This window comes from Salinicola sp. MIT1003 (genome assembly GCF_001858555.1).
GTDB lineage: Bacteria > Pseudomonadota > Gammaproteobacteria > Pseudomonadales > Halomonadaceae > Salinicola > Salinicola salarius.
On sequence record NZ_MCAP01000022.1, the window covers coordinates 231,659 to 244,045 of the forward strand.

The following is a 12,387-nucleotide window of genomic DNA, read 5'->3' on the forward strand; positions in this document are numbered from 1 at the left end:
TCTAGATATAAGTGTCGCCAAATGCACCCAAGTGGTTCAAACAGGCGCTTAAAATTCGCGAAAGGCAGAAAATGGGCAAAAGTTGTGTGGGGTGGGTTTTTTCTATAATCTGATCCGACTTCAGGCAAGACACTGTCGAAAATTCCCATCATTTGTCTTTGGAAAATCCTCATGAGTGACGATAAGAGACAGGCGGCGCTCGATTACCACGCAAAGCCGATTCCGGGTAAGTTGTCGGTCGAGCTGACCAAGCCGACCAACTCCGCCAAGCATCTTGCGCTGGCCTACAGTCCCGGCGTGGCGGAACCGTGCCGGGAAATCGCGCTGGATCCGGAAAACGCCTACCTCTATACCGGCAAGGGGAACCTGGTAGCCGTCGTTTCCGACGGCAGCGCCATTCTGGGGCTGGGCAATCTGGGACCGCTGGCGAGCAAGCCGGTCATGGAAGGCAAGGGCGTTCTGTTCAAGCGCTTCGCCGGCATCAACTCGGTGGATATCGAGGTCGAGGCCGACTCGGCCCAGGCTTTCATCGATACCGTGGCCAACATCGCCAATACCTGGGGCGGCATCAACCTGGAAGACATCAAGGCGCCGGAGTGCTTCGAGATCGAGGCGGCGCTCAAGGCGCGCTGCAGCATTCCGGTATTCCACGACGACCAGCATGGTACCGCGATCGTGACCGCGGCAGGGTTGCTCAACGCGCTGGATATCGCCGGCAAGACGCTGGCCGAAGCGCGCATCGTCTGTCTCGGGGCCGGTTCCGCCGCCATTGCCTGCATGAAGCTGCTCATCGAATGTGGCGCCAAGGCCGAGAATATCTTCATGCTGGATCGTAACGGCGTCATCCATAGCGGCCGCAACGATCTCAATCAATACAAGGCGCAGTTCGCGACCGAAACGCCGCTGCGTACGCTGGACGACGCCATCGAAGGCGCCGATGTCTTCGTCGGTCTGTCCGGGCCGAACCTGTTCAAGCCCGAGCAGCTCGAGAAGATGGCCGCGAACCCGGTGGTCTTCGCCTGTTCCAATCCGGACCCGGAGATCCACCCCGACGTGGCGCGGGCGACCCGGAGCGACGTGATCATGGGTACGGGGCGCTCCGATTACCCCAACCAGGTCAACAACGTGCTGGGGTTCCCGTTCATCTTCCGGGGTGCGCTGGATGTCCGGGCCACGGCCATCAACGAGCAGATGAAGATCGCGGCCGTTCATGCCCTGAAGGATCTGGCGCGAGAGCCGGTGACCCAGGAAGTGCTGGATGCCTACGAGCTCGACTCGCTGGAGTTCGGTCGCGGCTACATCATCCCGACGCCGGTGGATTCGCGCCTGCTCGAGAAGATTCCGGCGGCCGTCGCCCAGGCTGCGGTGGAATCCGGCGTGGCACGCAAGCCATATCCCGCGCACTACCCGCTGAAGAGCGTCAAGGAGATCTACGGCTGATCGCGAGCCTGTCATCTCCAGACGACGATGCCGCCCACAGGGGCGGCATCGTCGTTTGTGGCATCCAGTGCAGGTCTTCCACGCTGTCTCGCTACACTTCTGCGGCTCGTGGCTCGTGGCTCGTGGCTCGTGGCTCGTGGCTCGTGGCTCGTTACCAGCTGTAGAGAAGCGATACCGATGTCGTGGTATCGGTGCGCGCTTCGGCATCGGGCGGCGGGTGCGTGTTGCTCCTGACATCGTAGGAGACGCGTAGCGCGAGGTGGGAGTTCAACTGCGAGGTGATCGTCGACAGCGAACGGGTCGTGACGCTGATATGCGTTGCTTCCGCGGACAGCTCCTGGTCGAAGGAGATGTCATCGCTGAAGTGGTAGGTGTAGTCCAGTGCCGAGTAGGCCAGGGTCAGGTCGTCGCTACCGCCGGCCGCGTAGGCGTCGTGACGATAGCCCGGGCCGACTTCGGCGGAAAGCGTATGCGTCGGCCCGGTCAGCAGTTGACGGCCGTAGCCGGCGATAGTGGTGAGCTGCGAGTCGTAGCCGCTGAACCGGTCGCGCTCCCAGCGCGCAAAGCCGAACAGGTAGTTGTTGTTCTCCAGTTCGTAGCGTTCACGGGCACCGACCAGATACCGCTCGGAGGTGGTGTCGTCGTTGTCCTGGACACTGCGGGTTTCGGCGCGGAACGTATGGGTGTTGCGCCCGGTCAGCCAGGTCAGGCGAGCCTTGGCGAGCAGCGTCTGGGTATTGGCGTTGCCGGTCAACTTCGTATAACCGAGTTCCGCACTGCCGCTGAAGTTGGGGGCGTTCTCTTCCGGCGCCGGCGGTGCGTAGAAAAGCTCTGCATATGACGGTGATGCCATCAGGCAGGTGGTCAACAGCCACCAACGGCAACTAGGCAGGGACATGATATTTCTCTCAGCGTCGCTGCGACGTCCTGTTGCGGTGAAGAGCGAGTGTGGGACGAAAAAGTCGGGGCCAGAGCCCCGACTCATGTATCAGAAGATCGCTTCGTAAGTGCCGGTGCCCTGCGAGCCGCTCTCGTCTTCCAGTTCCGGACGAATACCGCGCGGCTGATACTCAGGCAAGTTGTCCTTGCGGAATATCTCGCTGATGCCGCCGGGCTGGTCATCGTGCAGGCGCTTGCCGGTATCCGGGTCGATGCGAACCTGAACGATATCGTCGGGGGCGTCCGGGATCACCTCGGGCGTGCCTTCCAGTGCCGGACCCATGAACGCTTTCCAGATCGGCAGGGCGGCTTGAGCGCCGTATTCCGCCGTGGTGGTGTTATCGTCCTTGCCGACCCAGACCGTGGCCACGAGCGAGTTGTTGAAGCCGGAGAACCAGGCGTCACGCTGATCGTTGGTGGTGCCGGTCTTGCCGACGATGTCGCTGCGATCGAGCGACAGGGCGCCGCGTCCGGTGCCGTGTTCGATGACATCACGCAGGATGCTGCGCAGGATGTAGAGCGCGTCGGGTTCCACCACGCGGGGGGCGATGCGACGCGGCTCGCCATCGATGACGGTCTGGGTCGCGCCGGGTGCGCAGTCACGGCACGCCACCAGCGGATTGGCCTGTTCGACCACGGTATTCTGGCTGCCCTGGGTGACCTTCTGAATGTACCAGGGCGACACCTGGAAGCCGCCGTTGGCGAGCACGGCGTAGGCGTTGGCGATCTCCAGCGGTGTCAGCGAGGCACTGCCGAGAGCCAGCGAGAGACCGTGGGGCAGGCGGTCCCGTGCAAAACCGAAGCGCTCGAGGAAGTTCAGCGCGTTGTCGAGTCCGAGCGACTGCAACACACGGATGGTCACCAGGTTGCGCGAGGTGTAGAGCCCGACGCGCAGACGCGTCGGCCCCTGGAACTGGCGCTCGGCATTTTCCGGGCGCCAATCGTCACCGCTGAACTGTGACATGACCACCGGCGCGTCATTGATGATGGTCGCCGCGGTCATGCCGCCTTCCTGCAGTGCAGCCAGATAGACGAACGGCTTGAAGTTGGAGCCGACCTGACGCTGGGCCTGGATGGCGCGGTTGAACTTGCTGGCGGCGAAGCTGAACCCGCCCTGAAGCGCCTCGATGGCACCGGTCTGCGGATCGAGGACGACGATGGCCCCTTCGGCGCCGGGGCGTTGCGACAGGCGCCAGTGGTCGCCTTCCTTGAGGATGCGTACCAGATCGCCGCGGCTCGCGATCGCTGCGGCATTGGCGGGAACCTCGCCGCGCCACTTGGCGCTGTGGTAGACCCTGGCCCACTTGAGGCCGTCCCAGTCCAGCGTGATCACCTTGCCGTCGGCATTGAGCACGCGCATCTGCTTGCCGTCGGTGGCGGTGACGATGGCCGGCTGGAGCGGGCCGAACGACGGCGTGCGCTCAAGCACCTTGAGCCAGTTGCTGACGTCACCGTCGACACCCTCGATCGTGGCCTGGCTGCTCTGGGCTGCCTGGCGGGCGGTTTCGATGACCTCGGGGGATTCCGAGAGCTCTTCTTCCAGGCCCTGGCGTTCGGTTCGGTCCTGCGCTTCGACCAGACTCGGCGGCACGTCCTTCTCTTCGGGGCCGCGCCAGCCGTGGCGGGTATCGTAGTCGATCAGGCCCTGCACCAGCGCATCGCGGGCCTCGGTCTGCAGACGGCTGTCGAGGGTGGTGGTGATGCGAATGTTGTCGGTATAGGCCTTGTCGCCGAAACGCTCGACGGCGTAGGCGCGGGCCATCTCCGCGACGTAGGGAGCATCGACTTCCGAACGCGCCGTATGGCGGCTGGCCGTGATCGGCGCCTTGACGGCCTGGTCGTAGCTCGCCTGGTCGATGGAGCCGAGCTCGCGCATGCGGTAGAGAATCCAGTTGCGGCGGATCAGGGCGCGCTCCGGATTGGTCAGCGGATTGAAGCTCGACGGTGCCTTGGGCAGCCCGGCGATCATGGCATACTGCGGCAGGGTCAGATCCGTCAGCGGCTTGCCGTAGTAGGTATTGGCCGCGGCGGCGATGCCGTAGGAACGGTGACCCAGATAGATCTTGTTGACGTAGAGTTCGAGGATCTCGGGCTTGCTCAGGATCTGTTCCATCTGCAGTGCCAGCAGAATTTCACGGATCTTGCGCGTGAAGGTCTGATCCAGAGTCAGCAGGTAGTTGCGTGCGACCTGCATGGTGATGGTGCTGCCGCCGGACTGGATATCACCGGAGGAGGCCAGCTCGACCGCGGCGCGCAGGAGCCCTTTGGGATCGACCCCGGGGTGGTTGTAGAAGTTGGCGTCTTCGGCGGCCAGCAGGGCGTTGATCAGCGGTTCGGGAATCTCGTCGTAGCTGACGGGCATGCGACGTTCCTCGCCGTATTCTCCGATCAGCTTGTCGTCTTCCGTATAGATGCGCAACGGAGTCTGGAGTTCGTAATTCTGGAGCTGATGCACGTCGGGCAGGCCAGGGGCGAAGTAGAGCCCGGCGCCAATGACTGCCAGCACCATGCCTGCGCAGAGCGACAGCAAAAGCCAGAAGGCAGTCGTCAGTAGGCGGGTAAAAAGCTTCATATAAAGGGGTAATCCTTGACTGGTGGCGGTCCGGCCGCGTGTTCGCTATCCCTGGCGTCGGATGATTCAGCATCGGAGCATTATATGGATGCGGTAGAGCCGGGGCCAGTTTCGCCCCTTCCGCTTCCTGCAAGTAAAGCGAAATAACTGTAACGGAACGTTCAAGTTGTCCGTGTCACCGCCGTTAAATCCGGTTAGGCTTTTCCTGCTTAGGCTTTTCCAGTTTCGGCGAGGTGAGACAGTGTTGCGCTTGAAAAGATCCTCGAAAGGATTGGTGGGAGTGGACATCACGTCTGCCACCGTCAAGCTGCTGGAGCTGGAACATCGCGCCGGCGGCTTGAGAATCGACAGTTATGCGGTGCGTCCGTTGCGTGAGGGGGCCGTGGTCGAAAGGCGCATTCGCGACAAGAGCGAAGTCGTGGATACGCTGGGCCGGGCGGTCGATCACGCCCGGCTGCAGTCTCGGCGCGCCGTGGTCGCGGTGCCCAACTCGGCCGCCATCACTCGCGTGCTGTCGTTGCCCTCGTCGCTCAGCGACGACGACATCGAGGCACGGATTCAGATGGAATCCGACAAGTACATCCCGTTCCCGCTCAATGAAGTCGCCTTCGATTTCCAGCGTCTGGGCCGCCATTCGCGTTACGACGACCAGCAGGAAATCATGCTGGTGGCCTGCCGTCTGCAGGATATCGATACGCTGTCGTCGGTTCTGGATGCCGTGGGGCTCGAGACGGTGGCCGTCGATGTCGAAGGCTTCGCGCTCGAGCGCGTCTGTCGTGCTTTGCAGACCTCCGAGGATAAGGAGGGAGATAGCACGGCACTGGTCGATATCGGCGCCAACCTGTGCGCGTTCCATGTGCTCAAGGAGGGGCGGATCGTCTATAGTCGCGACAGCCTGTGTGGTGGGCGGCAGCTCACCGATGCCATCAGCAAGCGCTACGGCATGAGTTTCGATGAAGCTGGTCGCGCCAAGAAGCGTGGTGGATTGCCCGACGATTATCGCCAGCAAGTCCTGTTGCCTTTCATCGATACCCTGATCCAGCACATCGGACGCTCGCTGCAGCTCTATTACACCTCCGCGGGCCAGCAGCAGATTCGGCGCCTGGTCCTGGCCGGCGGGTCGAGCGCATTGCCGGGCTTGGCGGAGCGATTGCGCGCCCAGAGCGGGCTGGAAGCCACGCTCGCCAACCCTTTCACGCACATGCGGATCCATCCGCGGCTGGACGTCACGGCGTTGGCCGCGGATGCGCCGGCCATGCTCACGGCCTGTGGCCTGGCCATGCGAGCGCTGCCATGACGATCGAAATCAATCTGCTGCCATGGCGGGAGCAGCGCCGCTTGCGGAAGACCCGGCGCTTCAAGCAGAGCCTGCTGCTGGTGCTGCTGCTCGGGCTGCTGGTCGGTTGGGGCATCGCTCAGTACGAAAAATCGATGGTGCGGGCGGGACAGGCCCGGTTGGCGCTGATCCAGCGGGAAACCGATGCGCTCACTCGCGATATCCAGGAGATGCACAATTTTCGTCAGCTGCGGGAGCGCATGCTGAAACAGATCGATCTGATCGGCGAGCTGCAGTCGAGCCGCCCGTTGACCATCCGCGTGCTCGATCAACTCACGGCCACGCTAGTCGATGGCGTCTACTATACCGAGTTGACTCGCAAGGGTAGCCGGCTCGAGTTGAGCGGCGTCGCGGCCTCGAATCGTCAGGTGTCCGACCAGATGCGAGCGCTCGACAACAGTCCTGCGTTCGATACGCCATTGCTCTCGGACGTGCAGTCCGCAGAAGGGCCGGCAGCGGCCAAGCGCTTTCACATGAGTGTCGATGAACATCTTGGCGACGACACTCAGGCTGGAGCTGGCCCATGAAGCGCCCGACGCTGAATGGTCCACGATGGAATGCCTTGCGGGAGGCGTTCACAGAGCAATGGCGCCAGCTGCGTGAACTGCAGTGGCGTGAACTCGATATCAGGGAGGCGGGTAGCTGGCCGGTCAGTCTTCAATGGCTGATTGCGCTGGGCGTGCTGATGGGTTCGATATGGGTCACGCAGTGGTTGTTCGCCTCCACTCCCCGGGAAACGCACGAGCGCCTGGTCATGCAGCAGCAGCAAGCGTTGCAGCGCTTCGAGACGCTCTCTTACCAGGCGGTCAATCTGCCGGCGATGGAGCATCAGATGGAAGAGCTCCAGGGGCGCATGCAGAGCGTGCTCGAGATGCTGCCCAGCGATGCGGAAGTCCCCGCCTTGCTGGACGCCATCAGTGATGCGGCGCGGCAGCAGCAGCTCGATATCGACAGCATCAAGCTGCGACCGGCAGTCGAGCAGGCGTTCTACATCGAGCAGCCTTTCGACATTCAGGTGCGCGGCGACTTTCACCAGATCGCCTCGTTTCTGGCTCGTGTCGCCGCGATGCCTCGGATCGTCACGCTTCATGATTTCACGCTGAAGCCGATGGGTGACCGCCTTCAACTGTCGATGCTGGCAAAAACGTACCGCTATCGAGAGGATGTCGATCCAGGCAAGGAGGGCGGAAAGTCGTGAGTTCACAACGATTCGTTCTCATCGGGCTGCTGTTTGCAAGCATCGTGCTGAGCGGGTGCGAGGACGCCGACCTGGAGGGGTTGCAGGCGCGACTGAATACCCTGCGAAACAATCCGAAGGGGCAGATCGCCTCGTTGCCGGAGATGCCCCGGTACGCCACGGCCAGTTACGACCAGCAGCAGCGGCGGAGCCCGTTCGTGGCCGAGCAGGCTGTCGCCGCCGCCGCCCCGAGCGAGGTCTCGCCGCTGCCGGATGCCGATCGGCCGCGCCAGCCACTCGAGGCCTTCGAGCTGGATAACCTGAGCCTGGTCGGCACGATGATCGTGGGCAAGACGCCCTCGGCGCTGATCGCCGCGCCGGACGGCAGGGTTCATCGGCTCTTCGAGGGAGATTATCTGGGCCGGGACTACGGCCGCATCATCAGCGTGGAACCCCGTGGGCTGACGCTCCTCGAGACCGTGCGCGGCCCTGGGGGAGAATGGACCGAGCGTCGTCAGCGCCTGGAAATGGCAGGACAAGACTCCGACGGTGCCAGCCGGCGGCAACAGTAGCAGGGGACAACATGACTTCTCGACGGCGCCTGGCCGCAGGCTTGGCAGCACTGACATTGTGGGGACTGGCGTTTTCCGCCTGGGCGGCACCGACCTTGACGGCGATGACCTTCACCGATCAGGGAGCCGGCCGCCTGGACGTCGGGCTCGATTTCGTCGGCGGCGTCCCGGAGATTCGCGGCTATCGTACGGAGGCGCCGCCACGGCTGGCGCTGGATCTGCTGCAGGCCCAGAGCGGCCTGACGCAATCGAGCTTTGCCATCGGCAGTGGCGGTGTCGATTCCGTCAGAGTGCTGGGGGCGGGGGCGCGTACGCGCCTGGTGTTCGATCTGGCCTCGCCCACCGATTATCGACTCGAACGTCTGGATGACAAGGTCATCGTGCATTTCGGTGACGAAGCTGCGCCGGCTGCGACCGACGCATCGCCCGAGCGTTCCGCGGCGGCGCTGCCGCGCCAGCCGGAGGTGAGCTCGATCGATTTCCGCCGGGGCGAAGACGGGGCCGGCCAGCTCGATCTGGCGCTAGATCGCGCCGGAGTGGCGGCGGAAGTCTCCGGGCAGGGGCGTCAGGTCTCGGTCTCGCTACCTGGCGTGACCTTGCCCGACGCGCAGTATCAGACGCTCGATGTCAGCGATTTCGGCACTGCCGTCGAGCGCATCGTGCCGCGTCGGAGCGCTGATGGCGTTACCTTCGATATTGTGGCATCCGATGCGGTGGAGCCGCTGGTGACCCAGAACGGGCGCCGTTTCACGATCGAACTGGCGCCCGCGGGCAGCCTCGAGCGCCCCGAGACGGACTCCGGCCCCAGCTATACCGGTCACCGCATTACCCTCGATTTCCAGGACATCCCGGTGCGTGACGTGCTGTCGATCATCGCCGAGGAGTCGGGACTCAACGTGGTCGCCAGCGATAGCGTGCAGGGTAACGTGACCCTCAATCTGACCGATGTCCCCTGGGATCAGGCGCTCGATCTGGTGCTGCGCAATCATGGCCTGTCGGCGCGACGTGAAGGCAACGTGATGATGGTGGCGCCGACCGGCGAGCTGGCCAATCTGCAGCGCCAGACGCTGGAAACCCGTGAACAGACGAAACAGCTGGCTCCGCTGGCCACGGAGTTCCTGCAGATCCGTTACGCCAAGGCCGAAGATCTGGCGGCGCTGCTGCGCGGTGGTGAGGGTGTCGGCATGATGTCGGAGCGCGGGCGTGTTACCGTCGACCCACGCACCAACACCCTGATCCTGCAGGATACGCGAGAACAGCTCGATGCCATTCGGCGAACCATCGAGCATCTCGATGTGCCGGTGCGCCAGGTGCAGATCGAGGCGCGAATCGTGATCGCCCGTGACAGCGCGACCCGCGAGCTCGGGGTCAACTGGGGGCTCTCTTCTCCGGCGGGTCGACATCTCGATCTGAGCGGGGCGGCCGATGGCGATCCCTCGACCGTGCCGACCACGTCGGACGACCCCGATACGTATGGCGGCGGCCTGGCGGTGGATCTGGGCAATGCCGTCAATCCCGCCAGCGCGTTCAGCTTCGGGTATGTTTCCGGCGACATCCTGATCGATCTGGAGCTGCGGGCGCTGGAGAGCGAAGGCAAGAGCCAGACCATTTCCCAGCCCAAGGTGATCACCGCCAACCAGCGCACGGCGATCATCAAGCAGGGCCAGGAAGTGCCTTATCAGGAAGCTTCGTCCAGCGGTGCCACCTCCACCGAGTTCAAGGAGGCCGTGCTGTCGCTCGAGGTGACACCGCAGATTACCCCGGACGACCGCATCATCATGGATCTGCGCATCAATAACGATGATATTTCCGACACCCGCTACGACGGCGCGCCGGCCATCGATACCAACGAGATCCAGACTCAGGTACTGGTCAATAACGGCGAAACCGTGGTGCTGGGCGGGATCCTGACCTCCGAACAGCTGCGGACGCTGTTCAAGACACCATTCCTCGGCGACCTGCCGGTGATCGGCAACCTGTTCCGCTATACCCAGAACAGCAACGAGAAGGTAGAATTGCTGGTATTCATCACGCCCAAGATCATCGAGGACGGACTGGCCATTCGCTGATGCGGTCGCTTCCCAATCTTTTTCTCATCGGTCCCATGGGGGCCGGCAAGAGCACAATCGGCCGCCTCCTGGCGGCCGAATTGCAGCGCGAATTCCTGGATAGCGACCATCAGATCGAGGCTCGCTGCGGGGCGAATATCCCATGGATTTTCGATGTCGAGGGTGAGCAGGGCTTTCGGGACCGCGAAACGGCCATGATCGACGAACTCACCCAGCGCAGCGACATCGTCATGGCAACCGGTGGCGGCGCGATCATGCGCGAGATCAATCGCCAACTGCTGCGGGAGCGGGGGACGGTCGTCTATCTCGCCACCACCGTCGAACAGCAGATCCGGCGCACCTCCCGGGATCGCAATCGGCCGCTGCTGCAGACGGCCAACCCCGAGCAGGTGCTGCGGGATCTGTTCGCGGTTCGCGATCCGCTCTATCGCGCAACGGCGGATATCATCGTGCGCACAGACCGCCGAGGCCCCAGGAGTGTGGTGAACGACATCCTGCGCCGGGTTTCGCATCTGACGGAGCCGCTTGGCGAATCGGTATCTCTTTCGCATCAGAGGTGATGTCTCATTCTCGTCGGCCTTTCCCGCGGCCGTCTTTTCTACACTCGTCTTCCTACATCCGTCTTCCATATCAAAGGTAATGCCCATGTCCTCCGCTTCGTCGCTTCCCGTGGAATCGCTGAACGTTTCGCTGGGTGACCGCAGTTACCCCATTCACATTGGCGCGGGCATTCTGACGAGTCGGGAACATCTGCTGCCATACCTGGCCGGGCGTCAGGTCATGATCGTGACCAACGAGGTGATCGCGCCCCACTATCTCGCGGCACTCAAGGCGACGCTCGCCGATGCCGACCTGGACGTCCGGGAAGTCATTCTGCCCGATGGCGAGGCGACCAAGTCGCTGGCCTCGGTCGAGCGCATCTGGGACGCCCTGCTGGCGGCCGGATTCAACCGCCGCTGTACCCTGATCGCGCTCGGTGGCGGTGTCATCGGCGACATGACGGGCTACGCCGCCGCCAGCTATCAGCGCGGTGTCGCTTTCGTCCAGATTCCCACCACGCTGCTGGCCCAGGTGGACTCCTCCGTGGGCGGCAAGACCGGTGTCAATCATCCGCGCGGCAAGAACATGATCGGTGCGTTCTGGCAGCCCCGGGCGGTAATCGTCGATACCGATACCCTGCGGACGCTGCCGGCACGGGAGCTCTCCGCCGGGCTGGCGGAAGTGATCAAGTACGGTCTGATCTGGGATTCGGCGTTTCTCGAATGGCTGGAGAACAACCTGCCCGCGCTGCGCGCGCTCGAGGAAGCCCCCGTTCGTCACGCCATCCGGCGCAGTTGCGAGATCAAGGCGGAAGTGGTGGCCGAGGACGAGACCGAGCAGGGCGTGCGCGCGCTGCTCAACCTGGGGCACACCTTCGGCCACGCCATCGAGGCGCATCAGGGCTATGGCAACTGGCTGCACGGCGAAGCGGTGGGGGCCGGCATGATGATGGCCGCGCAGCTCTCCTTCGAGCGCGGCTGGCTGAGCGAGGCCGATGTCGAACGTGTCGCTGCGATTCTGAAGGCGGCGGATCTCCCGGTTACGGCGCCGGCCAACATGCAGGCAGAGGATTTCCTTGCTCGCATGCGGCTCGACAAGAAGAATCTCGACGACCGGCTGCGGCTGATTCTGCTCGAAGCGCTGGGTAAGGCGTGCGTTCGAGACGATACGGACGCCGATCGGCTCGAGCGGCTGCTGGCGAATTTTCCGCGAGCCTGATCGGATCCGTTCTCGGGAGCCGGATCGTCCGTGATTCGGCCCTCGATCCCGATCCCCTGGCCAGCCTGGCTGACTTACTTCCCTTCCTTTGCCGATCACCTTGCCCTGTCGGCGCCGATTGGCGGCGTCCGTTTCCTGTCGCCTCCTCAAAGCCATCGTCTGGTACTGCTGTCGTCCGGATCCGTGTGATCGATGCCGCCCCATTACTTTGCCGCCCCATTGCCTTGTCGCTCCGTTATCTTGCCGGCACATGCGCGGTGGCGATGCCGCATGTCGACAATCTGGATGATCGCTGCTGCTTTTTCGAGGCGTTGACGATATAATTGGTATGCTCCATGCCGTATCGGTATGGGGTTCGCGCCACGATCCCACCCTGATCGGGCCACGGCTCAAAAGATTAAGACTTTAGTCTTACCCTCATGTCTAAGCCTTTGAGCTAACAGCGTATTTTGGCCAGTATTCCGCTAAGTATTCGATTTTAAATGCGTTTGCGGGGGAAATGCCCGACGGCTCAATTGCGCTGT

Annotated in this window: 10 protein-coding genes; 8 read left to right on the plus strand and 2 right to left on the minus strand. The window is 63.0% G+C overall.

Annotated features, from left to right (window positions below):
* The first annotated feature begins 171 nt into the window (after positions 1–171).
* Complete coding sequence (locus BC443_RS10885) at positions 172–1,440, plus strand: malic enzyme-like NAD(P)-binding protein (protein ID WP_071231851.1); 1,269 nt, start codon at positions 172–174, stop codon at positions 1,438–1,440.
* Positions 1,441–1,591: 151 nt separating this feature from the next.
* Here BC443_RS10885 and BC443_RS10890 read toward each other — a convergent pair whose 3' ends face one another.
* A complete protein-coding gene (locus BC443_RS10890) occupies positions 1,592–2,338 on the minus strand; it encodes a DUF481 domain-containing protein (RefSeq protein WP_071231852.1) in 747 nt (248 codons plus the stop codon).
* 90 nt (positions 2,339–2,428) lie between these two features.
* A complete protein-coding gene (locus BC443_RS10895) occupies positions 2,429–4,951 on the minus strand; it encodes a penicillin-binding protein 1A (protein ID WP_071231853.1) in 2,523 nt (840 codons plus the stop codon).
* Positions 4,952–5,231: 280 nt separating this feature from the next.
* On the opposite strand from BC443_RS10895, the gene pilM reads away from it, so the two are divergent.
* From pilM to aroB, 7 genes are all read left to right on the plus strand, one after another.
* Positions 5,232–6,248, plus strand: coding sequence for a type IV pilus assembly protein PilM (gene pilM / locus BC443_RS10900; RefSeq protein ID WP_244179810.1), 1,017 nt, complete (start codon positions 5,232–5,234; stop codon positions 6,246–6,248).
* Positions 6,245–6,814 carry a PilN domain-containing protein gene (locus tag BC443_RS10905; protein WP_071231854.1) on the plus strand — a complete coding sequence of 190 codons (570 nt, stop codon included), beginning with the start codon at positions 6,245–6,247 and terminating at the stop codon, positions 6,812–6,814. Before pilM ends, BC443_RS10905 begins: the two co-directional genes overlap by 4 nt.
* Complete coding sequence (locus BC443_RS10910; protein WP_071231855.1) at positions 6,811–7,485, plus strand: type 4a pilus biogenesis protein PilO; 675 nt, start codon at positions 6,811–6,813, stop codon at positions 7,483–7,485. The genes BC443_RS10905 and BC443_RS10910 overlap by 4 nt, the downstream gene beginning before the upstream one ends.
* A complete protein-coding gene (locus BC443_RS10915; protein WP_083387333.1) occupies positions 7,482–8,036 on the plus strand; it encodes a pilus assembly protein PilP in 555 nt (184 codons plus the stop codon). Before BC443_RS10910 ends, BC443_RS10915 begins: the two co-directional genes overlap by 4 nt.
* Positions 8,037–8,047: 11 nt before the next feature.
* Positions 8,048–10,105 (plus strand): type IV pilus secretin PilQ, encoded by a 2,058-nt coding sequence (gene pilQ / locus BC443_RS10920; RefSeq protein ID WP_071231856.1) that lies wholly within the window; start codon positions 8,048–8,050, stop codon positions 10,103–10,105.
* Positions 10,105–10,665, plus strand: a complete 561-nt coding sequence (gene aroK / locus BC443_RS10925) for a shikimate kinase AroK (RefSeq protein WP_071231857.1) — start codon at positions 10,105–10,107, stop codon at positions 10,663–10,665. The genes pilQ and aroK overlap by 1 nt, the downstream gene beginning before the upstream one ends.
* 85 nt (positions 10,666–10,750) lie before the next feature.
* Positions 10,751–11,863 (plus strand): 3-dehydroquinate synthase, encoded by a 1,113-nt coding sequence (aroB, locus tag BC443_RS10930; RefSeq protein ID WP_071231858.1) that lies wholly within the window; start codon positions 10,751–10,753, stop codon positions 11,861–11,863.
* The last annotated feature ends 524 nt before the right edge of the window (positions 11,864–12,387 follow it).